Annotated in this window: 17 protein-coding genes; 13 read left to right on the forward strand and 4 right to left on the reverse strand. The window is 59.8% G+C overall.

Going from position 1 to position 22,275, the window contains the following annotated elements:
- Window positions 1-113 precede the first annotated feature (113 nt).
- Entirely contained in the window at window positions 114-542 is a 429-nt protein-coding gene (locus MLJ35_RS01160; RefSeq protein WP_243382335.1) for a MarR family winged helix-turn-helix transcriptional regulator, read from the reverse strand.
- A 371-nt stretch (window positions 543-913) separates the two neighbouring features.
- On the opposite strand from MLJ35_RS01160, the gene MLJ35_RS01165 reads away from it, so the two are divergent.
- The gene (locus tag MLJ35_RS01165; RefSeq protein ID WP_243382336.1) at window positions 914-2,272 is read left to right on the forward strand and encodes a chloride channel protein; all 1,359 of its coding nucleotides are present in this window, start codon (window positions 914-916) and stop codon (window positions 2,270-2,272) included.
- A gap of 208 nt (window positions 2,273-2,480) precedes the next feature.
- Here the strand turns inward: MLJ35_RS01165 and rsgA are convergent, their stop codons facing one another.
- A complete protein-coding gene (gene rsgA, locus MLJ35_RS01170) occupies window positions 2,481-3,455 on the reverse strand; it encodes a ribosome small subunit-dependent GTPase A (RefSeq protein WP_243382338.1) in 975 nt (324 codons plus the stop codon).
- 907 nt (window positions 3,456-4,362) lie between these two features.
- Between rsgA and MLJ35_RS01175 the strand changes: the two genes are divergently transcribed.
- From MLJ35_RS01175 to MLJ35_RS01185, 3 genes are all read left to right on the forward strand, one after another.
- Window positions 4,363-4,809 carry a DUF5681 domain-containing protein gene (locus MLJ35_RS01175; RefSeq protein WP_243382339.1) on the forward strand — a complete coding sequence of 149 codons (447 nt, stop codon included), beginning with the start codon at window positions 4,363-4,365 and terminating at the stop codon, window positions 4,807-4,809.
- 1,488 nt (window positions 4,810-6,297) lie between these two features.
- Window positions 6,298-7,599, forward strand: a complete 1,302-nt coding sequence (locus MLJ35_RS01180; RefSeq protein ID WP_243382341.1) for a tyrosine-type recombinase/integrase — start codon at window positions 6,298-6,300, stop codon at window positions 7,597-7,599.
- Window positions 7,600-7,629: 30 nt separating this feature from the next.
- Window positions 7,630-9,225, forward strand: a complete 1,596-nt coding sequence (locus MLJ35_RS01185; protein WP_243382343.1) for a GmrSD restriction endonuclease domain-containing protein — start codon at window positions 7,630-7,632, stop codon at window positions 9,223-9,225.
- Window positions 9,226-9,323: 98 nt separating this feature from the next.
- Here the strand turns inward: MLJ35_RS01185 and MLJ35_RS01190 are convergent, their stop codons facing one another.
- Complete coding sequence (locus MLJ35_RS01190) at window positions 9,324-10,190, reverse strand: nucleotidyl transferase AbiEii/AbiGii toxin family protein (protein ID WP_243382345.1); 867 nt, start codon at window positions 10,188-10,190, stop codon at window positions 9,324-9,326.
- The gene (locus tag MLJ35_RS01195; protein WP_243382347.1) at window positions 10,171-11,007 is read right to left on the reverse strand and encodes a type IV toxin-antitoxin system AbiEi family antitoxin; all 837 of its coding nucleotides are present in this window, start codon (window positions 11,005-11,007) and stop codon (window positions 10,171-10,173) included. Before MLJ35_RS01195 ends, MLJ35_RS01190 begins: the two co-directional genes overlap by 20 nt.
- Before the next feature lie 686 nt (window positions 11,008-11,693).
- On the opposite strand from MLJ35_RS01195, the gene MLJ35_RS01200 reads away from it, so the two are divergent.
- The 9 genes from MLJ35_RS01200 to MLJ35_RS01240 all read left to right on the forward strand — a co-directional run bounded on the left by MLJ35_RS01200 (window position 11,694) and on the right by MLJ35_RS01240 (window position 22,269).
- A complete protein-coding gene (locus tag MLJ35_RS01200; protein WP_243382349.1) occupies window positions 11,694-11,999 on the forward strand; it encodes a helix-turn-helix domain-containing protein in 306 nt (101 codons plus the stop codon).
- A gap of 285 nt (window positions 12,000-12,284) precedes the next feature.
- Window positions 12,285-12,749 carry a hypothetical protein gene (locus tag MLJ35_RS01205; RefSeq protein WP_243382351.1) on the forward strand — a complete coding sequence of 155 codons (465 nt, stop codon included), beginning with the start codon at window positions 12,285-12,287 and terminating at the stop codon, window positions 12,747-12,749.
- Window position 12,750: 1 nt separating this feature from the next.
- On the forward strand, window positions 12,751-14,304 hold the full coding sequence (locus MLJ35_RS01210) for a hypothetical protein (protein WP_243382353.1): 1,554 nt from the start codon (window positions 12,751-12,753) through the stop codon (window positions 14,302-14,304).
- Complete coding sequence (locus MLJ35_RS01215) at window positions 14,301-16,157, forward strand: type IV secretory system conjugative DNA transfer family protein (protein WP_243382355.1); 1,857 nt, start codon at window positions 14,301-14,303, stop codon at window positions 16,155-16,157. The genes MLJ35_RS01210 and MLJ35_RS01215 overlap by 4 nt, the downstream gene beginning before the upstream one ends.
- Window positions 16,158-16,192: 35 nt before the next feature.
- Window positions 16,193-16,621, forward strand: coding sequence for a hypothetical protein (locus MLJ35_RS01220; RefSeq protein ID WP_243382357.1), 429 nt, complete (start codon window positions 16,193-16,195; stop codon window positions 16,619-16,621).
- A gap of 253 nt (window positions 16,622-16,874) precedes the next feature.
- A complete protein-coding gene (locus MLJ35_RS01225; RefSeq protein WP_243382359.1) occupies window positions 16,875-17,543 on the forward strand; it encodes a hypothetical protein in 669 nt (222 codons plus the stop codon).
- A gap of 298 nt (window positions 17,544-17,841) precedes the next feature.
- Complete coding sequence (locus MLJ35_RS01230; RefSeq protein WP_243382360.1) at window positions 17,842-18,468, forward strand: JAB domain-containing protein; 627 nt, start codon at window positions 17,842-17,844, stop codon at window positions 18,466-18,468.
- Between the two features lie 100 nt (window positions 18,469-18,568).
- On the forward strand, window positions 18,569-21,061 hold the full coding sequence (locus tag MLJ35_RS01235) for a type I restriction-modification system subunit M (protein ID WP_243382362.1): 2,493 nt from the start codon (window positions 18,569-18,571) through the stop codon (window positions 21,059-21,061).
- Entirely contained in the window at window positions 21,052-22,269 is a 1,218-nt protein-coding gene (locus MLJ35_RS01240; RefSeq protein WP_243382364.1) for a restriction endonuclease subunit S, read from the forward strand. The genes MLJ35_RS01235 and MLJ35_RS01240 overlap by 10 nt, the downstream gene beginning before the upstream one ends.
- The last annotated feature ends 6 nt before the right edge of the window (window positions 22,270-22,275 follow it).

Here is a 22,275-nt window from a genome sequence, read left to right on the forward strand (position 1 = left end):
GCTTCAGGGAGGCGGCCCGACCCCCCCAGGGTCCTGCGACACGCCATGCGTCGCACCCATTCTGGATGGTTCCTCGAATCCGGCCGGGCCCCCGTCGGGCTGCGGCAGGCGGGTCAATCCTCCGCGAAAAAGAAGGGCGCCCGAAGCTCGTGGGCGTCCAGGACCTGCTCCAGAATGTGCAAGGATTCGATCAAGCTCACGATCTGACCGGTTCGCATGGATTCCAGGCCTTTGAGAAGGTGCCCCTGGGCAGGATGGGGCGCTTTGGCCAGGATTACCTGCCCTTTTTCAGTGAGGGTCAAGGAGATCCTGCGGCCATCTCCAGGGTCTGGGCCGCGCTGGACCAGTCCCTTGAGCCCCAGTCGATCGATGACCCCCACCACCGTGCTGGGTTCCAGCTGCATGCGCGCGGCCAGATCCTTGAGGGACATCGGTCCGTATTCCCCGAGCTCCCACAGGGCCCACACCTGCGGACCCGTCAGGCCGAATGCCCGCTCCACGGCGCGGGAGTACTCCTCCAGGGCCCTCACGATCCTGCGCAAGCTCTGCATCGCCTGGCCGATCAACCGGGTTTTCCCGGGCGAATGGGTGCGATTCACCCTTGGCTGGGATGCCTTGACCATGTCTCGCGCCCTCTTCGGTTCCGGGAAGCATGGGTGGCCACCCGCGCAGCCATGGAGGACTGGCCCTGTTCAAGCCAGCCACAGGTCCCGCAACCTGGCCAAGCCTCCTCCAGGTGGTTCGACCCAACCGAACCTTCCGGCGGGGAAACCGCATTTTTATTTGCCATGCAAATAATTTGCATTGCAAATCAAAGTTGTCAACCCATGCTTGACCTGCCGTCACCCCGGGCTGAAACGCCGATGCGCAACACACCCTCCACGTTCGATCTCCCCTTCTCTCGGATCAGGAGATGAAGCACCGGCTGGCCGAGGAGAGCGTGCTCTTCATCAGCATCATCAAGTGGGTGGTGCTGGCCACCTGCGTGGGGCTGATCGTGGGGCTCGCCACCGCGGGTTTCCTGCGGAGCCTGGCCTGGAGCACGTCCCTCGCCCACCGGTGGTCGGGAACGATCTACCTGCTGCCCCTGGCCCTTTCCGTCAGCTCGCTGCTGGTCAAGTGGTTCGCGCCCGAGGCCGAAGGCCACGGGACGGAGAAGGTGATCGAGGCCATCCACCGGCGGGCCGGAAGGATCAAAGCCGCCGTGGTCCCGGTGAAGGTCGTGGTCACGGTGCTCACCCTGGCGCTCGGAGGCTCGGCTGGGAAGGAAGGGCCCTGCGCCCAGATCGGGGGCGGCCTGTCCTCCCTGTTCGCCGACCTGCTGAGGTTCAGCGACCAGGACCGGAAGAAGCTGGTGATCTGCGGCATCAGCGCGGGGTTCGCCTCGGTGTTCGGAGCGCCCATCGCCGGGTCGATCTTCGGCGTGGAGGTGCTGTTCGTCGGCACGATCCTGTACGACGTGCTGCTCCCCTCCTTCATCGCTGGGGTCACGAGTTTCCAGGTGGCCAAGGCCCTCCGGGTGGAGTACTTCCACCACAACCTCAGTTTTACGCCCGTGTTCAGCGAGGCGTTCTTCCTCAAAGTCATGCTGGCGGGCATCTTCTTCGGGCTCTGCTCCATGCTGCTGATCGAGATTCTGAAAGCCGGGGAATGGTTGTCTCGCAGGCTGCGGATCTGGATGCCGCTCAAGGGGCTGTTGGGGGGTGCCGCGATGCTGGCCCTGGCGCTGCTGTTCTCGAGGGACTACCTGGGGCTCGGCCTCGAGACGATCGAATCCTGCCTCAGGGGAAATGCGAGTCCCTGGTACGCGTTCCTGCTCAAGCCCGTGTTCACCAGCCTGACGCTCAACTTCGGAGGCAGCGGGGGGATCGTGACGCCGATCTTCTTCGTTGGGGCCACCTCCGGAACCCTGTTCGCGACCCTGCTGCACCAGAACGTGCCGACGTTCGCGGCCATCGGCACCACCAGCCTCCTGGCCGGGGCAGCCAATACGCCCATCGCGGCCAGCATCCTCACGGTGGAGCTGTTCGGGCCCGCGGTGGCTCCCTATGCCGCGGTCGCCTGCGTCATCAGCTTCCTCATGACCGGCCACCGGAGCGTCTACCCCTCCCAGATCCTCTCCATGCGCAAATCGGCGTCCATCGACGTCGAGATCGGGCGTGAGGTGGACCAGATCGAAGCCAGATTCAAGGGGCGGGAGAAGAGCCTGACGGGCCAACTGCTCAGAGCGGCGAAATACGCCCTCAGCCACGTCAGGCCCCCGAAGGCCTGACGTGAGGCGTCGGGGGGGTCGACAGGGGCGACACCCCGTGCGTCATCCCCCTCTGGACTGGTGAACGGTTCCGTTTCTGCGAGCGGAGAAGCCCACCACCGGGACCTCGTCACGGGCTTCCGGGATCTGGTTCGGGAATCCAAAGGCCCGGCTGGGGAAACGAACCTCGGTGGATCCGCCTGCGGTCACAGGACAGGGAGGCATCTGCTCACCTGTTCTTGAACTGCTTCTGGAGTTTGCTGATGCGGCGCCACTTCTCCTCGCGCTCACGCCAGAGATGTTCGTCGCTGCGAGCCGTCTCGAAGGCCACCTCCCTGAGCAGGCGCAGGTAGTGGCCGTAGCGGTCCGGGTCGAGGGAGCCCTCCGCGAGGGCCACCTGCACCGCGCACCCTGGTTCCGTGCGGTGGGTGCAATCGCGGAATCGACAATCACCGGCAATATCAGCGATATCGGAGAAGGCGGCATCCAGGTCGGCACCCTCGGCGCCAAGACCCACTTCCCGAATGCCCGGCGTGTCGATGAGGCATCCGCCACGGGGCAGCAGGAAGAGCTCGCGCAGGGACGTGGTGTGGCGCCCCCGGCCATCCGAGACGCGAATCTCTTTCGTGCGCCGCACATCGTTGCCCATCAGGGCGTTGAGGAGGGTGGACTTTCCGGCACCCGAGGACCCGACCATGACAGCAGTGTGCCCTTCGGGAAGAAAGTCCTGGAGCTCCTCCAGGCCTTCGCCGCTGTGCGCTGAGATCGCCAGCACTGGCACGCCGGGAGCAATCCCTTCAATACGGGTAGCGAAGGCCTCCCATTGTGCGTTCAGGTCGCGCTTGGTGAGCACAACCACAGGTTGGGCACCGCTGCCCCAGGCCAGGGCGAGCAACCGTTCCATGCGCGCCGGATTGAAGTTGCGGTCCAGCCCCATGACCAGCCAGACCACTTCGAGGTTGGCCGCAAGGCACTGCTGGCGGATGCCGGGGCCTGTCCCCTGTCGCAGGAGCGAAGTGCTGCGTGGGAGCAGGTCGATGACCGAGGCTTTCGAGGGACCTGGATTCGGCTGAAGCATGATCCAGTCTCCTGCGCACAGGCTTATTCCATCCCCTTGCAGGCGTTCGCGGAAGCGGCCTGTAGGCACGCCCCAGCATTCGCCCTTGGCGGTTCGCGCGAGGACGAGGCCGCGTGATGCAGCCACGATGCGTCCTGGTTCGCAACCGAGAGGAGCAGAGCTCTGAAATGCCTCGCTGCGGGCCGGGGACCAGCCATAGGGAGCGAGGATGTTGAACGATGGCAGGCCTAGGCCTACTGAAGCATGCGTCATGGTGGATTCCCTGGATGAATGACCGCTCAAACCCCTCATGGGGGCGCATCTGAGTGGGGTGAGGGCCGGAGCCTAGGCTTCGGCCCTGGAGACTTCAACCGTCTCCAGGCTCATCCAGGTTGTCGTGTGCCGGTGGCGCATCCAAACTCCGCCTCCAACGTAAAAGGCCAGCACCCTGAACGCAAGCCCATCCTCCGGGGAGTGCCTGAAGGTCGGTTCACGGACTTCCGAGGGCATCTTTTTCCCCGACATTTTCCCGTGAGGAGAAATGTGAGGAGGATGGCCGAAATCCAGAAAAGGGAACCCACTGATTTCTAAGTGGGTTAGCTGGTAGTGTGACGAATCCTACTAACTGATCCCTGCACTGAGGATGGGCCCGGATTGCCTGTTTCAGGGAAATTTACAGGGATCGCGCGCTTTCCCGACCTACTTCGAGGATTACCCACTTCTCGGATTCAGGTAGGGCGGGCCTTTGGGACTGTTCGGAACGGGATTCCCTATCAACTCAATCAGGGAATGTCCCTGCACTGATCAAGGAATCCAGCGCCGGCATCAAGTAGCTACCTCCAGGCGCTGCCGCCCAGCCTGCAGTTTGAATTTGATTCCGAACCACGGGGCGGATCGAATCACAGATCCTTCCCGGGCATAGAGCCTGGCTGTCGCCTTCGAGCCCTACCCGGCGTCCGCAAGGTAGAAGGGGCCCCCGGGTGATCGAATTGATCAGCACTTATCCACTTCCATTTTGGCTCGGTTGGAGCGACGACATGGATCGGAGGATGAAATGACCGACGCAGATGATCCATCCGAGTCCTACGAGGTCGGCTTCGGGAGGCCTCCCAAGAACACTCAGTTCCAGAAAGGGGATTCTGGAAATCCGCTGGGAAGGAGGCCCCAAGGGGCTCCTTCCAACTCGAGCGAAGCAGACGAACTGACCACAACTTATGACATCGGATTCAAGCAGCCGCCCAGGTCAACGAAGTTCAGGAAAGGAGTATCTGGGAACCCCTACGGCAGGAAAGCAGAAAGACATTTCGTTGAATCCATCCTTAGCAAGGTGTTGTTCAGTGCCACGGCGCCTACCGCAGCAACCCGGAGCCGGGCATGCACCAACCTGGAAGCCATGGTGCGGGCCATGTGGGGTGGAGCAGGGCACCTGGGGGTTTCGGCGGCGGATAAGGCCGTTCTGGGACGGAAGGTCATCGCCTGGTTGAAAAGTCTGGTGACCTGAAGTCCGGCCTTGTTCCATTCTCATCCATGCCGACTTAATAGGATTCAACGTGAAGAAATCCATGCGGAAGCCCCAAGGCATGCAGACCCGTCCACACCATCGACCCGCTAACATTTCGTCACCACCTGTTCCTGGTTCAAATCAATCACAAGTGCCTTCGTGCTGGGTTGCCGAGGCCTGGGTAGATTCTGATGGATGCGAAACTACCTGCGAAGCGCACGGCGCGGTGGGCGTCTTCGCCGTCTCAGTCCACGAGCAATACCCTGCAGACGAGCACCAGCGTCTCCGGCTTTTGGAAGAGGTCGCCGAACGATTGGGTAGCCATGTAGCTCCGGACCACGACTCACTCTGGGTATACCCCGGCGGGTACTTCGGCTTTGATGCTTCGGCTCCCCGGCCCTTCGATCACAAAGCTTGGCCAGGATTTAATGTCGACGTCGTCCGAATAAGGCTTTTACCCGTGCTTAAAAAATATCCCACGCGTGCCCGATTAGCCTTCGGTGCCGACAATAAGGGCGGTGATCAACAGCACGTCTGGGTATGTTGGCTAGGTGCGGACGGATTGCTCCAAATAGAGACGATTACCCGACACCTTTGCGATTTGCCTGGGCGGAAGGTCCGTGTCGGGTCGCTCTGCGCCGCGTTCTTCGTCTGCGGCGAGTTCACAGGGAGCCATACCACGGCGAACGGTCCGTATTTCAATGACCATTACCTGAGTGATCTTGCCGTCCAGCTGAATGACTGTCGGCTATTGATCGACTTGGCGCATTTCCGTATTAAAGGGAATATCGGTGGGGGTCAACCAGGGCCACGACAGGTTCACCGACGTCAGATGCTCCGCTTTGCATTTCATGGCGCATCGGTGTTGACCCACCACCATTTCGGTATTCAGACAGATGGCCGCGCCCGCAATGACTGTCAATCGAACTGGGTGATCTTCTGCGGAGGTCGGCAACTCGCCGAAAGTCGAGTTCACATCGTCCTCGGAAACGCTCGCTCGGTTCACAACACGCGCGGACCAGGGGCAATGATGTGAACAATGCGCGGGGAGAGCGATTCGGGCACGAACTCTTGGATCCTTAACCAAGGCTCCTTCTGGCGCCCAAAATCCTCTGAGAAGCCCGTAGGTGCTGGGTTTTCAGCGGCCACAAGTGGCCCAAATAACCCGAAATGAGCGACGATCAAATCCTGCTTGGTCGGGTCTCAGCTTAGGGGCTAGCGAGCTCTTCTAAGTTAAACAAAAGGGCCGACTTAAAGTCGGCCCTCTTCGCTGGTAGGGCTAACGGGATTCGAACCCGTGTTACCGCCGTGAAAGGGCGGTGTATGACCCTTTCTGACCCTTCCTGGACTTGTGAGCAACTTTGTAAGTATATGAAAAACAAGAAACAAATAATCAGAAGGATCCTGGGCGGCTCCTGAAGGCTCGATATCGGTTTGCAGTAAGTTTGCAGTAAATTCTCTGCCAGGATGGTCCCCCAGAGGACGACCATGGCCAAGAGGCAAGCCACCCCCAAGATGGATACCCCCACGGCTCGGGCAAAGAACTGCAAGCCGCGCCACGAGCCTTACTGGGAGGTGATCGAGGAGGGATGTGCCCTTGGGTATCGCCGGGGAAAGCGCGGTGGGGTTTGGTACGCGAAGTACTACCTTCCCGAGGCCAAGCCATCCCGGAAACAGAAGGACATCGGCTTTGCCGATGACAGCGGGACTCCGGCACATATCAAGACTCTGGCCTACGCCGAGGCGAAGGAAGCTGCCTTGGCATGGCGCAAGGCCGAAGCAGCGGCCCTTGCTGCTCCGCCCTCAGAGACTCCAAAAGAGCCGTACACCGTGCGCAAATGCATGGCGGACTACATGAGCAGCTACGAGAAGGCTGGTGGTCGTGCCAGCAAGGACACGCTCCGCGTGATCAATGCCCACATCCTTCCCGCTTTCGGCGCCCACTTGGTTGAGAAGCTCACGAGGTCACAAATCCAGGAGTGGTTCGAGGATCTCGCAGATACGCCAGCGAGACTGCGCACCGCAAAAGGTGCGGAGCAGCGGTTCAGAGAATTGCCGGACGATTTCGAGGTCAAGCGCCGCCGGAGAAGTACCGCGAACCGCATCCTTACCGTTTTAAAAGCGGCTCTGAACAAGGCTCTGGAGTTGGAGAAGGTGAGTTGTCCGAACACGGCTTGGCGGATGGTCAAGCCGTTCAGGAAGGCCGATAGCGCCCGGCTTCGCTTCCTGTCTGTTGAGGACCAGAAGACGCTGGTGGATGCCTGCCCGCCGGGTTTCAGGAAGCTCGTCCAGGCGGCGCTGTTCACCGGGGCGCGCTACGGCGAGCTGACCCGGCTCATGCATGTCCGCGATTTCCACGAGCGCACCGGGCAGGTCTTCGTGACTTCCGAAACCAAGTCAGAAGAGAGCCGCTACATTGTGCTCAGCGATGAGGGCATTGCCTTTTTCAAGGGCATCGTTGAAGGCCGGAAGAAGTCCGAGCGCATGTTCCTGGCGGAAGAGGGTGAGGAATGGAAGCGCGGCCACCAGGTTCGACCGATGAACCAGGCGGTGAAGGACGCTGGGATCGAAGATGGACTCTCCTTCCACGAACTGAGGCATACCTATGCTTCCACGCTGATCATGGCTGGCGTGCCGTTGGCCGTTGTGGCCGAACAGCTTGGTCACAAGGGCACGCGGATGGTGGATAAGCACTATGGTCACCTAGCAAAGAAATACGTGACTGACACAATCCGTCAGCTTTCGCCAAGGTTGAACCTTCTTCATAATGCTGATTCAAGTCCAATGTAATGTGGTACCAAACACCCTCCGGGAGAACAGATGGGTCGGCCTACAACTCTGAATGGCTGGTGGTTTGATCTTCTTGTGGAAAGGGCAGAGGGGCGAGTGGACACGCTCGCAACTCTTCTCGGAGTGAACCAAAAAACAATTCGTCGATGGGCCAGTGGCGAAGATCGGCCAAGGGATAGACAATTAATTTCATTAAGAGAAGTTGCGGGAGATGAATTATTCGCCAGAAGCGACTGCCCCATCAATTTTCACCCTTCAGAAGATATAACTGGAGGTACGGAAGAAAATGAGTTGCCCTTAGACATTGAGGTCGATGATCAAGATGATAACGGTGCTGAAGAAAACTTAATATCATCTGATCGAAAAATATTCACTGAAAAAGGCGATCCAGAGGTTGAGTCGTTAAAAAATAGATTTATTAGAGGTAAATTAGATATTCAGCCGGATTTTCAGCGTCAATTTGTTTGGGATACTGCAAAATCGAGCCGCCTTATTGAATCACTTCTTCTTGATATCCCATTACCAGTTGTCTACCTTTCGGAAGAAGCGGATGGTAGAACATATGTTATTGATGGTCAGCAGCGTTTAACATCAATTTTTTCCTTTATCGATGGATATTATCCTGATGACAAGGTATTCTCGTTGAGCTCTTTAAAGGTTTTGTCGGATTTAAATGGTAAAAAATTTAAGGATCTGTCGGAAGAATTTCAAGAAAAAATTCTTCAATATAAAATGAGAACAGTGGTTTTTTTAAAAGATTCTGATAAAAATCTGAAGTATGAAATATTTGAAAGACTGAATTCTGGTTCGGTTTCTTTGAATGATCAAGAACTGCGAAATTGTATATTTCGTGGATCGTACAATGATTTGATTAAAAGACTATCTCTTGACCCTGATTTCAGATTTTTAATAGGTGAAAAAAGACCACACAAAAGGATGAAAGATGTCGAATTAGTCCTTCGATTTTTTGCATTTTATCATTATACATATCTAAAATATCGTGCTCCCATGAAAAATTTCCTAAATCGTGATGCAGAGGAATTCCGTAATATTGGAACTCGTCAAATGGACGAATTAGAACGAGCATTTAAACTTGCATGTTCAAATGTTAGATCGATATTTGGTAATAAAGCGTTTAAGCGGTTTTACCCCGGAGGGGACTCTAACCCAAATGGATATTGGGAAAAATCTCAATTTAATGCGTCCTTGTACGACGTGTGTATGGGAGTTTTTTCCCAAATAGAGAAAGAAAAGGTGTATGCCAATCTTGATGCGCTAAGGGAAGCGGTTATTGCTCTCATGTCCGATGATAAGGGTTTTATCGCTTCAATTGAATTGTCGACATCATCAAATCAGGCTGTAATGACGCGTTTTGATAAATTTAGGAATGTTATTTATTCTGTTATATCATCAAACCGGAAAGAGCCAAGATGCTTCTCCCGTACGCTTAAAGAAGAGTTTTATTCAAACGATTCAACGTGTGCAATATGTAATAATAAAATCAATGATATAGATGATTCGGCCCTTGATCATGTCCGCCAGTATTGGATGGGTGGTCAAACTATCCCAGATAATGCAAGATTAACGCATCGATATTGCAATTGGTCAAGGCCGCGGAAAGAATAAAATTCGACGGCTGTGAATTTTATTTTGAAATTATTGAATATAACGGAATAGTCGTAACTTTATTTAATGTCATCGGTCGTTACAGAGGCGTTGAATTTTTAGAACTGCCACCCCTCACTAAACGAATCCAGTTGCTGCGCTGCTTCCGCAAAGAGATTGCCGGAATCCTTGAAGCTTTGTTCCCGCAGGAAGTAGTTCAGCATCTTTTGCTTGGATGGTGGTTCCAGCGCCTCGCTGATTACTTTACGCAGCTGATCATCAGCGAGAGACGCCACCTGCTTGCCCAGGATGAAGGCGGCTGCGGGCTCTGCCCTGAAGTCGTAGCGATCCATGGCTTCCGGATGGTTGTCGTACAGTTCCTGGTCGGTGAGCACGTGGGAATACTGGTGGAGGAGTTCCATGAAGTCCACGGCATCGCGGCCCAGCCTGGCGTCGCCTCGGTCCATCCAGGCGACCAGTTTCATGCATGCCAGCCCTGGACCTGAGGCCAGGGGCACCCATCTCGTTTCGTCCAAACGAAGATGAATGGCGGAGGCGAGTGCCTGGGGGTAGCCCAGGACGCGCATCAAATGGCTGCCATCAGGAGGCCAAGCCAGGGCTCCATCGGGTCCGGCGATGGCGCCGAAGGGCACTAGATCCACTTTGGTTTCGAGTCCCGTACCGGGATCTCGATGGATCATTCGCTGGGTTTCTTTGGGGTCGGGCCGGAAGGTTCCTGTGCCCACCAGGGCTGAGCGCAAGGCCTCGTAGTCTTCCCAAGAGGACAGGGTGACGCCGAAGTCCACGTCTTTGGTGGCGCGGCCCGTCGCGCAACCGTGGCCGTAATACAACAGGATCTCGCGGGCCATTCCGCCCGTGAGCAGGTAGTCGATTCCTCGGCTCCGGAAGAGATCGTCCAGGTCCCGCAGCAATCGGTCCAGACGCAGGTCCAAGGGGCGCTTGAGGTCAAGCCAGGTAGTGGTCATGGATCCTCCGGGCTTCCTCCAGGGTGCGAGGATCTCCGATGGTCAGGAGGTCCGTATAGACCAACAGCGGGGGCGCGATGCCTTCGGGGATTTCCGGTGCAGTGGGGAAGTTCCAGAAGATATCCAGCACTTCGATGGGACCCTGGGGATCCGCTCGGAGCCGATGTTTCGCCAGGAAATCCTTCCGGTCCTCGGGAAGGTAGATCGTGACGGTCTTCGGAATCAGATCGCCGCGCAGCTTGGCGGCAGCTACCTCGCCGCCCCAGTAGCCGCCGAAGGCCTCGGGGTTCGCCGTCACCCACCAGGTGTCCTCCTTGGCCGCGAAGCGCCGGACGTGCAGGCGCTCACGCAGGCGCAAGGGGTAGTTGGTCGTCCAGGCTTGGATGACGCGCTGGAAGTCGATCCAGCGGCGCTCGCCCACGATGTCCACCAGGAAGCCATGTTCCCGGAGATCTGTCAGGATCCAGCCCACCGTTCCCAGCGCCACGCCTGCCGCCTTGGCAAGGTCACGATAGGGGGCTTGCAATAGATCCGGCGCTGCAAGCAGGGCGAAGACCACCCGGAGGCCTGCACGATCAAAGGCCCGCATGGGCTTTTCGATCCGCCGCATAGCTTTGTCTGGCTTCTGGCCTGCCACCAACACGTACAGTCCCTCCGCTCTCAGGAAGGCGTTCCCGGCGGCATCGAGGAAGGGGAAACCCATGGCTTGGCACTGCCGGGCCAGCTCCGGGGCCAGGTAGGGAGTGATGAGCAGGCCCTCGTTCGTGAATTTCCGGGCCTGGGCCTGGGCGCTTTGGAGTATGGCGAGTCGATCCACTCGGTTCTTGCACTCCACGTCGAAGATCCAACGACGAGGGCCATCCATGATCCGGATCCGCCCGTCCGGGCCATGGTGATCTTCCAACGGCTCACTGACGGCCTGAAGCCCCGTCTGGGCCACGAGCAGTGCCAGGGCTGTGTCTATAAGCTCGGTTTCTGGGAAAGGGAGCATGTTCAATCTCGGTTCTTGTATGCGTTCCGTGAACAAGATTCGATATTGAACATCGGCGATTGTGGGTGACAAGTCAAGGTGTTGTTCAATATTTTTTGTCGTTCACGTTCTGTGAACATGGCGCTTTTCTGAACGCCAGGTGGAAATAAGAGGCGTGCCCTTCGGTGAGCTCGTCGTGGTCCTCGATTGCTAGGAGCCACTCAAGGCAGAGTGGGTCCTCATCCCGTCTGGCCACGATGCTGCGTCACCGGGTCTGGCCCGCAAGCCTCCAAGGCGGTCTCCCATTGGGAGCCCTCCGCCTTGGAGGCCGCTTTGCTTTGCGAACCACCCTCGGCGCCGCTCTTGCTCTGCCATGACGGGAATGAGGCGGGGCTGAATGGGGAGGGGAATTTCGGTAGGAAGGACGGCCAGAATTCCCCTGTTTCCCTCGAAACCCGCAGCGGGATTCCCAATTTGGATCTGCTGGCAGGGCCCCTTCGGGTGGGGGCGACTGGGCAGCAAGGGGGGAAACCATGCGCTACCTGGTCACGATGACGATCGATATCGAGGAGGTCCCGGAAAGGAGGGGGAGGGCCCCGAGGCCTATGGAAAAGCCTGCCGAGACGCCCAAGTCCGAAACGGTTGCCCCGCCTCCCCGGGGACCAATCCAACCCATGGTCTACGGGTTGAAGGACGTCGCCAAGCTGCTGGGAATTTCTCGGTCCTCCGTCTACATCCTGCTGAAGGAGGGCCTGCTTTCACCTGTGAGAATCGGCCGGCGAATTCTCTTCACAGAGGGTGACCTTCGATCCTTCGTCGAAAGGCAGCGCAAGGATTAAGAGGATCGGTTCAGGAAAGGGAATGTCGTTTCAGGGTAGCTCCTGAAGGTTCTTGTTGTATCTGATTGTATCAATTCGTCTTGAGATCTTGTGGGCACTTCGGGTCGCCCTACTCTGGGGTTACACGAAGGGTGATGCAGGGCGATCGACAGATCGAACCCTCTGGGTGGCAAGTTCGGCGTGGCGCGTGACTGTGGGGCCCGATGGGCAAAGGCCTGTCTTTCGACAGGTTGGCGATGGTGCATTCGCGTGGCGCGATTCGGTGAACACAACAGGAGATGCAACATGAGCGAACGAAGAATCCGGCCAGCACTGGATGTAGGCGATGCCAGCACCGTGGTGCATGCCCGAGTTGGAACAGAAAACAGCGGCGTGCTGGATGAGCTTGCCAAGCGCCAGGGGGTGAGCCGAACGCAGGCCCTGAAGAACCTCCTGGGGGATGCGCGAGAGCGCATGGCGGAAGAGGCCTTCGGGCCTCGGCTCGACGCTCTCGCCCGGACCCTCACCGGGGTCATCGAGCAGCAGGCCCGCCATGCCACCCGCATCGAAGCGCTCGTGGCCATCATCCGGAAGGTGGAGGAGGGCCAGGCCGAGCGGGAGGCTCAGATCCTCCAGACGCTGGCGGTCGTGGTGAATCTCTGCCAGCACACCTACGCCTACCTGATGGGCGTGGTGGAGTCGAGTCCACGGGCGGCGGACATCACCGCCTCGGGAAAGGCCAAGCTCCAGACCCTCCGTGGGGAGGGCTGAGATGCCGATCATCAAGCCCGGCTTCCGCCTGGGATTCCGGGGGCGTACCTCTCCTCCCAGCCTGGGCCGACGGGCGTACTACCTGGCCGCCCAGGAGGGTCGGGATTCGGCCCGCCTCCTGGGCATGGAAGGGCAGGAGCTCACGCCGGTCCAGGGCATCGAGGCCATGGGAGGGAAATCGGCACCGTACCACGAGATCATCGTGGCGCCCTCCGAGGCGGAGTGCCGGACGATCCTGGGCCGGAACCCCTCAGAGTCCTCCCGGGCCGCGGAGGAATCGGGTCATCGCCTGGCTCGGGCGTACGCCAAGGGACGCCCCTACCTCCTGGCCATTCACGAGCAGGACGGGCGATTCCACTTCCACATCGTGGTGCGCGGGAGCATGTCAGAGCAGGCGCTGGGACGGCATGGCTCCGTGCAGAAGCACTGGGACCGGGAGATCTTCGGGGATGAGCCGCGAATCCAGGATTGGGAAGCCCACCAGCGGTTTCTGGAGGAGAAGGCCCACCTCCAGGAGATCATCCGCGAGCAGAAGGAAAACGAGCGTCAACGTTGGGAGGCCGTGAAACGTGCGGAACCCGGGCGCAAGGCAGAGGCTGCCCGTCCTTACGAACGGAAGGCGCGGCTCCTCATCGAGCGGCGCTGCCTGACAGAACTAGCAGCCTTGCGGGCCCGCTACGAATCCCGGGGAATGCTCGGTAGCCCGCGGCACCAAGCGGAGCTGGAGCAGGTGGAGCATCGCCGTACGGGGGCCCTGCGTCGGCTGGAGAAGCGGGAGACCTCCCGGGAGCTTGGCGTGGCCAAGGCCCGTCTGGGTAGGGCCATGGACCAGGGCGGGCGCATGATGCAGCGCGGTACCCGAGTGGCCGGGCGTGTGGGACGCGTGGCCCTGGACAAGGCCATGAAGGAACTCGGGGTCCCTGCCCCTTTCCGGAAAGTGAGCCGTGCGGGCCTGGTGCTGGCTCAGGAGGTGGCCCAGGCCACACTGCGGGCTTCCCTGGAAGCGGCCAAGGCCGCTGCCAGGAGCGGAGTCCACGTGGGCCAGGCCTCTGTGAAGCTGGCCACGGGCCTGGCGGCGGCTCTGCCGACCGCTGGAGCCTCTCTGAAGGTGGCTGGAAAAGAGGCAGGCCAGGATCTGGCCCAGGCTGGCAAGGAACTGGGTCAGGGGGCCACCCGCGCCGAAGCCGAACTGGGTAAGGGGGCTGGCCGCGCCGTAGCTTCAGGCGGCCGGGAGCTGCTGCCCCAGGAGGTCCAGGCGGGCGCCCAGATGGCCGCAACGACAGCCCGGATGGCCGTCGGTGCCACGAAGGATTTCCTCACGCTCTCTCCCCTCTCTCTGGGCAGAACCCTGGCGGGAGGGGCCACGGACCTGAGTGCCACTGCGGCTCGGAGTGCTGACCTAACGGCCAGGCTTCCCGAGCCCGTGCGCCGGGCCCTGCAAGTGATCGGATGGCTTCCCGTGGTGGGAAGCGTCTCGAAGGTCGCCGAGGTGGCGGCCGAAACCACCCAAACCGTCGCTAACGCCGCATCCCGCGGCCTGGAGGTTGACCGATGACGGACCTTGTTTTCCATTTCCTTTCCGCCTGGAAGGCCTGGGGGGCGTACCTGCTCCTGGCCCTCGGGCTCCTTGGGACCTTCTGGATCTTCACCCGGTGGTACCTCGTGGAGCATGAGGACCCCTTGGCCCTCCTCCACAACCGCTTCGACTGGCTGAACCGCTGGCTGCTCCAGCACCGACGGTCGAAGAAGACCCTGCCCGTGAGCTTGGCGGCCCTCGGCCTTGGAGGTGGGATGCTCCTGGCCCTGGAGCAGAAGGAATTCCTCCTGTGGGCCTTCCGGAACGCGGCGCTGTTTCTTGGCCTTCATGCGGGCTTCGTGCTCCTGGCCTTCCTGGTCTGGCTCACCTGGGACCGGAAGCCCAAGTACATTCGCTCAGGCGAAGGCAGGGCCGAGGCCCAGTTCAAGGATGTCCCCGAGGACTTCGGTCCCTATGAGATCCAGGACGGGCGTCGGATCGGCGACGGCAGGCCCATGGCTGAACTGCTTGGATTCCGTGCCCCCACGCTGACGTCGCGCTGGACGCTCGTGTTGCGCCAGCGGTTCAAGGGCTTCCTGACCCTGGTCTCCCTCACCTGGGAAATGCTCTGCCGTCACATCTTCATTTTCGGAGTCCAGGGCTCGGGGAAGACCACGACCCTCTTTGGGCATATTCAGCATTCCGCCCTGTGCCCCTGGATCTACCAGGACTCGAAGGCCGAATTGCCCTTCCGGGACACCTTCCCCAACACCTGCCTCTGGGGGCTGGATGTCCGGGGCCATGAGACTCGTTCGGGCGTCTGGAATCCCATGGAGGAGATCCGCTCCAAGGAGGACCGGGATCTGCTGGTGGACTACCTCTTCCCCAGCAACCCCCACGACGCGAACCCGTGGGTGCGGGACATGGCGCGTGCGGTGTTCGGGGCGATCCTGGCTTCCCGTCGCTGGTCCAGCATTCAGGAGATCGCTCGGACCCTTCGGGAGAGCCGCCTGGAGCCTTTCCTGGCGAACCTGGATCCCATCTACCGCGACGCCATGTCCGAGCCCAAGAGCCAGGTGCCGGTGCTCCAGGACCTGGTGGTCTCCCTGAGTCGCTGGGAGACCGAGCGCATCAGCGCCATCACCGAGGGGTCCAGCACCGTCACCATCGACGACTTCATCCGCCACGGCGGCTACGTCATGAACTGCGAGATGTCGGATGCCCTGCGGGTGCCGGTCCACTGCTTCTGGGGCATGCTCTTCGGCCGCCTGCGGAACCGTGCCGAGGGGGCCTCGCCAATCATCCTCCTGCTCGATGAGTTCGGCGATTGCGGCCGTCTCCCGAGCATCGAGCGGGCCCTGGTGCTCCTGCGCTCGAAGGGCGTGTCCATCGTGGCGGGCATCCAGAACATGGGCCTGCTCCAGGATGTCTACCCCCGGAACTGGCAGGCGGTGCTGCAGGGGTTCGGCACCAAGATCTGGCTGGCCAGGAACATGGAGGACGATCTCCGGGAGAAGCTGAGCCGGGTCCTGGGCAAGTGGACCCGGCGCATCCCCCCGGTCAACAAGAACGCCCAGCCGACGGAGAAGGAGGCGGACCTGATGCCGGTGGATGCCTGGGGGCGCTGGTCCGAGGAGCGGGCGGCGCTGGCCCGGTCCCACGGGTTCACCTACTGGCTACCCCTGAGCCTGACCGTGACCCGCCCGCCGCTGGGGGCGCCGGTGGTGGCCGTGGATCCCTGGGAAGAGGCCGAAGCCCTGGCGAAGGCTGCCGTTCAGGCCGTCACGCCGCCAGACTGGAAGCCGGAATCCATCCAGATCCCGGCTGGCCTCATGGCCCCCACGGCCGCTCCGGAGGTGCTCGTGCTCCCGGCGGGGGAGGACTGGCTGTGAGCGATCAAGGATGGCTGTCCTATGCGCGGGGCCTCGTGGAAGATGCCCTCGCAGAGCAGGAGGGCTGGGCCGATATCGTCGTGGATCTTCGGGGCGAGGGCCTCGACGAGGAGGTGATATCCGCGGTTCTCCGGGAGCACCAGGCCTGGGCCGATGAGGCCCGGAAGTGGAAGCAGCACGGCTTCCCGTACGAGGAAATCGTCAGGCACCTCCGGGATGAGGTTGCGGCCGAGTGGGGAGATGTGGCACATGCATTCATGGAGGTCGGGATGGCTCCGGCGGACATGCTCAGGGTGGTGCTCCCAGACCTGGAGGAGGAGGAAGTCCCTCCTGTCGTTCGCGCTGCTCTGCTCGGGAGTCCTGAGGATGCGGATGGAGATGAGGCCCGGGAGGTGCTCGATTACTTCTTCCCAGGCGTAAACGAGTGCGCCACCACTTGCCATCCGGGCGACTCCGGCGGATAACGAAGGGCTACATAAAACGTGTATTCGTGGTTGTACAGCGCACGGAGGCCACGCTTTCGTGCGCTTTTCCATGAGTGCACGGTGATGGTCACGGTCAAGCCCCTCCCTCCCTTTCAGGCACGCACACACGACCCTCCGAATTGCGTGGAATAGGTGCGAGGTCCAGAATGGCGAAGAAGCTCCTTTCTCCTTGCGGGCTGGAAAGGCTGGGGGTCGGATGGCTACAAACCATGATTCACCACTACCTTATGGCATGAGGAAGCTCGATCTGGGCGATGCAGTCCTGGCCTTTCTGGGCGACAAGATCACCTTCATCCCCAAAGGATCGCACAATCACTACACCTTCCATTTTGGCCCGGTGACTAAGGTCATGGATGTCCACCGCACACGACGGGTGAAAGGCGAACCTGAGGTCCATGAACCCCTTTTAAAGATCCCCTACGAGTGTCTGCCAGCCTTCTTCGAGGGGATGGGACAGGAGATTCTGGATGCCTGTTGGTCTTCGCTTCGGCCTCTACGCATCGGATGGATGGCTCGGCAGCAGATTGGCGCGGAACCAGCCTTCTTCCCTTCTGAGTCGGGATTGCCAGAGGTCACCACTGTTCGAAGTGGGCGCCTTCATTTTGATAAAGAAAAAGTCGTCGCTCGAATGGGAAAGCTGGAGTTCTTGGAAGACCTGTACGACCTTCCCATGGGCCAATGCTTTTCGCTGATCAGCTGCAAAAATCCATACCGGTGGAAGATCTTCGGCTTCGGAATCCGGCTGGTGGGAAGACATGGACAGCCAAAGCTGTTCTGGTGCTCCTACCGGGAAATGAGTCGTCGGTTCGACCAGCTGAGCTCGAAGATGGAAGCCTTCGTTTTGGCACTACAGAAGTCTGGGTCAGCCGACAACGATCCTCCCATACCGGTTACGGTGTAACTCCAGCTAGACAGCTCCAGTTGCATGGTGCCGATTTTCGAGTCGGGAAATTGGGCAACGGCATCCGTGCCCTTTCCCGCGTCAGGCACTGCCGGTTGTCCTGATCCCGCGCCACGGCGGGCCTACCCGCTCTCTGCCCGGTTCCCGGTTCGTTCCCGGTCCGGCCCTGGGGAGCGGGGGACCCCGGCGGTTTCGTGCCCCGACCCGGTGGGCACGGAGAAACGCCATGACCCCTTCCAGCCTTCCCCTCTTCGATCAGCCGACAACCTCTGCTATCAGCCATCCCAGGAGTTTCCCCGTGTCCGAGACGGTCGCCCTCTACGGTCCCGAGTCCCTCTCGGATGCCCAGATCATCGAGGCCATGCTGAACCGCGTCCGCCCCGGCCGGGCCGAGGAGATCCTCCACCAGGTCGAAAGCCTGGGCCGCATGGTGGCCATGGGGCCCGCCGAACTCCAGGCCCTGGGGCTCACGAAGGCCGAGATGGCCCGCTTCGCGGTCCTCCAGGAGGTGCAGCGCCGCTCCACCCGCAGCTGTGAGCGCCCGCGCATCACCTCCCCTAGGGCGGCCGGGAGCTACCTGCTTCCCAAGGTCCAGGGCTGGACCGAAGAGCGCTTCGGGATGCTGGCCCTCAACGCCAAGGGCGAATTGTTGGCCGACCGCATCCTGAGCCAGGGCACCGCCACCGCTACCCTCATCAGCCCTCGGGAGTTCTTCCGTGAAGCACTCCGCTTCGGCGCAACCACCGCCCTGGCCTGGCACAACCACCCCTCTGGCGATCCCACACCCTCCCGTGAGGATATGGCCCTCACGACCCGTCTTCGTTCCGCTGGCGAGAGCCTAGGCGTGCCTCTGGCGGACCATGTGGTCCTGGGCAGCGATCGCTGGCACAGCTTCCGGGCGTCGGAGGGGTGGGATTCCCACTGAGAGGAGGTCCTGGTCCCCTCGACACTAGTCACATTGCAGAAAGTGCGGGCCCCAGATGGGCCCGCACCTCTACAATCGATATTGAAAAACAAGGAACCCCATGGCCGTCAAGAAATCCGACCTCTATTCCTCCATTTGGGCCTCGTGCGACGAGCTGCGGGGAGGCATGGATGCCAGCCAGTACAAGGACTACGTCCTGTTCATGATGTTCATCAAATACGTCTCCGACAAATACGGTGACAGCGACGCCTTCGCCCCTCCCATCGCCATTCCCAAGGGCGCGGGCTTCAAAGACATGGTGGCCCTCAAGGGCAAGAGCGATATCGGCGACAAGATCAACACCCAGGTCATCCAGCCGCTCATCGATGCCAATAGCCGCTTGGCTCGAAGCGATTTCCCCGATTTCAACGACCCCAACAAGCTCGGGGAGGGCAAGGAGCGGGTGGAGAAACTCTCCAACCTGATTGCCATCTTCGAGAACCCGGCCCTGGACTTTTCAAAGAACCGAGCCGAACACGACGACATCCTGGGCGATGCCTACGAATACCTGATGCGCAACTTTGCTGTTCAGAGCGGCAAGAGCAAGGGGCAGTTCCTAACGCCGTCGGAAGTTAGCCGGGTGATCGCCAAAGTCATCGGCATCTCCCCCGACAACACAAAGGCCTCCACCACGGCCTACGACCCCACCTGCGGATCGGGCTCCCTGCTGCTCAAGGTGGCCGCCGAGGCGGGCAAGCACATCACCCTGGAAGGGCAGGAAAAGGACGTGACCACCGCCGGCCTCGCCCGGATGAACATGATCCTCCACGACTTCCCCACGGCCACCATCCTGTCAGGGAACACCTTGGCTTCCCCCAAGTACAAGGATGGCGAGCAGCTCCGAACCTACGACTATGTGGTCGCCAATCCTCCCTTCTCCGACAAGACCTGGAGCAATGGCTTCACCCCTTCTGCCGATCCCTACCAGCGCTTCGCCTGGGGTGAGCCACCCGCCAAGCAGGGGGATTACGCCTACCTGCTGCACATCCTTCGCAGCCTGAAGGGCACCGGCAAGGGCGCCTGCATCTTGCCCCACGGCGTGCTCTTCCGAGGCAACGCCGAAGCCGTCATCCGGGAACAGCTCGTGCGTTCCGGCTACCTCAAGGGCATCATCGGCCTGCCCGCCAACCTCTTTTTCGGCACAGGCATTCCGGCCTGCATCCTGGTGCTGGACAAGGAAAATGCCACCGCCCGAAAGGGCGTGTTCATGATCGACGCAAGCAAGGGGTTCAAGAAGGACGGCCCCAAGAATCGCCTGCGGGAACAGGACATCCACAAGATCGTGGATACCTTCATCAGGCAGGCGGAAATGCCCCGCTATGCCCGCATGGTGCCCTTCGACGAGATCGCCGATCCCAAGAACGACTTCAACCTGAACCTACCTCGCTACATCGACAGCAGCGATCCCGAGGATATTCAGGACATCGACGGCCACCTGCGGGGCGGTATCCCCGAGCGCGACCTGGATGCAGGCGAGAGCGCCCTCGCCCCCTACTGGCAGGTGCTCCCTAGTCTGCGGACAGCCCTGTTCGAAACTGCTGGGCGCCCAGGCTATGCCCGCCTCAATGTGCCCCAGGGCGAAGTGAAGGCCGCCATCCTGAGCCATCCCGAATTCACAGCTTTCAATACCCAGGCGCTGGGCCTATTTGATCAGTGGCGGAAGGTCAACACGCCACGCCTCACAGGTTTTGCAGAGGGTGGTCATCCCAAGACCCTGATCGAGCAACTTTCAGAGGAACTGCTCACCACCTTCCAGAAAACCTCACTTCTGGATGCCTACGACATCTACCAGCACCTGATGGATTACTGGGCTGAGACGATGCAGGACGACGCCTACCTCATCGCCGCCGATGGCTGGGTGAAGGGCGCCCAGCCCCGGGAAATCGTCCAGATCAAGAACAAGGACAACAAGCTGGTCTGGCCCGAGCCCCATGACTACCTGAAGGGACGACGGCGCTTCAAGTCGGACCTCCTTCCTGCTTCGATCCTGGTGGCGCGCTACTTCGTAGCCGAGCGTGACGCCATTGAAACCCTGGATAACGAGCTGGCGGCCTTGGAGCAGCAGCTCGATGAGCTGAAGGAGAAGCACAGCGGGGAAGAGGGCTTGCTGGCGGAAGTGATCGAAGGGGAAGGCGATAAGCAGAAGATTACTGCCAAGGCCGTCAAGGATCGCCTGAAGGAGATCGGCAAGGATCCGCTCTACCGCGAGGAGCGCGAGGTCCTGAAAGCCTACGCCGACCTTTTGGAAAAGCAGAAGGACACCAAGGACCAGCGCAAAGCCGCTCAGGTGGAGCTGGACCGCAAAATCGACGCGAAGTATCCCAAGCTCACCGAGGCCGAGATCAAGATCCTGGTAGTGGAGAACAAGTGGCTGGCCCACCTCGCCACCGCCGTGCAGGGGGAGCTGGATCGCGTTTCGCAAACCCTTACGGGTCGCCTCCGAGAACTAGCTCAACGCTATGCCACACCTCTTCCTGAGTTGGAGACTGAGCTTGTAACACTCTCAACCCGCGTGGAGGATCACCTCAAGCGGATGGGGGCGGTATGGAAGTAAAGCCCGGCTACAAGCAAACGGAGGTTGGCGTCATTCCAGAAACGTGGGATGTCAAGACCTTTGGGCAGCTGTTCATGTTTGCGAATGGAGTCAATGCAGACAAAGCCTCATACGGAAAGGGGTTCCGCTTTATCAACGTCTTGGAGCCAATCACCTATTCACATCTTCATGGCCCTGAAATCCCGGGGCGAGTTGAGTTACCCGAATCGATTGCGACGGCTTACTCAGTTCGAAATGGAGATGTTCTGTTCAATCGAACATCTGAAACTGCCAGCGAGATTGGGCTGGCGGCTGCGTATCTTGGAACCGAGCATGTTGTATTCGGTGGCTTTGTGATCAGGGGTCGACCCGTCGACGAGATCCTTGATCCGATATATTCCGGATATGCCCTTCGGGCCACAGCTATTCGCTCTCAGGTCATTCCTCTGGGACAAGGAGCGATTCGGGCCAATATTGGTCAACAGAATCTGCAGAAGGTGGTCGCTCCTATCCCACCGAAACCAGAACAACGCGCCATTGCTACGGCATTAAGTGATGTGGACGCCCTGCTGGAGGGGCTGGATCGGCTGGTTGCCAAGAAGCGTGACATTAAGCAGGCCGCCATGCAACAGCTCCTCACTGGCCAAATCCGCTTGCCAGGTTTCCAGGGCGAGTGGGTACTGACGCGGCTAGGGGACGTGCTCAGGTTCCAAGTCGGATGCCCGTTCAGGTCCGCGTTCTTCAACCAGAAGAATCAGGGTGTCAGGCTCGTCAAGAATCGGGACCTCAAAAGCGATGATCAAATCTTTTACTACTCGGGCAAATACGATCCTATATTCCAAGTTGGGAATGGGGACGTGCTTGTTGGCATGGATGGAGACTTCATGCCCTGCCGCTGGATCAAAGGGCCTGCTCTATTGAATCAGCGGGTCGGAAGAATTGTTCCCCTGTCTGGATTGGATCGAGAATTCGCTTTCTACTACCTGATTGGACCACTGAAAGATATCGAGATCGCGACTGCTAGCACTACGGTTAAGCACCTATCGAACGGCGACATCGAAGGAATTGTGAGGCCGCTTCCCACACTTCCCGAACAGACGGCTATCGCCGCAGTGCTTTTGGACATGGATGCACAGATAGATGCAATAGAGCAGCGGTTGGCCAAGACCCGCGACATCAAGCAGGCCATGATGCAGGAATTACTGACAGGTAGGACGCGGTTGCTATGAGTGGAC

This window comes from Geothrix alkalitolerans, assembly GCF_022808885.1.
GTDB classification, from domain to species: Bacteria; Acidobacteriota; Holophagae; order Holophagales; family Holophagaceae; genus Geothrix; species Geothrix alkalitolerans.

What these genes read in the sequence shown, in the direction of transcription:
- MLJ35_RS01180 (WP_243382341.1), top strand. Translation starts at nt 6,298, where the DNA reads ATGGCCAAGAGGCAAGCCACCCCCAAGATGGATACCCCCACGGCTCGG.
- MLJ35_RS01200 (WP_243382349.1), top strand. Translation starts at nt 11,694, where the DNA reads ATGCGCTACCTGGTCACGATGACGATCGATATCGAGGAGGTCCCGGAA.
- MLJ35_RS01205 (WP_243382351.1), top strand. Translation starts at nt 12,285, where the DNA reads ATGAGCGAACGAAGAATCCGGCCAGCACTGGATGTAGGCGATGCCAGC.
- MLJ35_RS01225 (WP_243382359.1), top strand. Translation starts at nt 16,875, where the DNA reads ATGAGGAAGCTCGATCTGGGCGATGCAGTCCTGGCCTTTCTGGGCGAC.
- MLJ35_RS01210 (WP_243382353.1), top strand. Translation starts at nt 12,751, where the DNA reads ATGCCGATCATCAAGCCCGGCTTCCGCCTGGGATTCCGGGGGCGTACC.
- MLJ35_RS01190 (WP_243382345.1), bottom strand. Translation starts at nt 10,190, where the DNA reads ATGACCACTACCTGGCTTGACCTCAAGCGCCCCTTGGACCTGCGTCTG.
- MLJ35_RS01185 (WP_243382343.1), top strand. Translation starts at nt 7,630, where the DNA reads ATGGGTCGGCCTACAACTCTGAATGGCTGGTGGTTTGATCTTCTTGTG.
- MLJ35_RS01165 (WP_243382336.1), top strand. Translation starts at nt 914, where the DNA reads ATGAAGCACCGGCTGGCCGAGGAGAGCGTGCTCTTCATCAGCATCATC.
- MLJ35_RS01215 (WP_243382355.1), top strand. Translation starts at nt 14,301, where the DNA reads ATGACGGACCTTGTTTTCCATTTCCTTTCCGCCTGGAAGGCCTGGGGG.
- MLJ35_RS01240 (WP_243382364.1), top strand. Translation starts at nt 21,052, where the DNA reads ATGGAAGTAAAGCCCGGCTACAAGCAAACGGAGGTTGGCGTCATTCCA.
- MLJ35_RS01175 (WP_243382339.1), top strand. Translation starts at nt 4,363, where the DNA reads ATGACCGACGCAGATGATCCATCCGAGTCCTACGAGGTCGGCTTCGGG.
- MLJ35_RS01235 (WP_243382362.1), top strand. Translation starts at nt 18,569, where the DNA reads ATGGCCGTCAAGAAATCCGACCTCTATTCCTCCATTTGGGCCTCGTGC.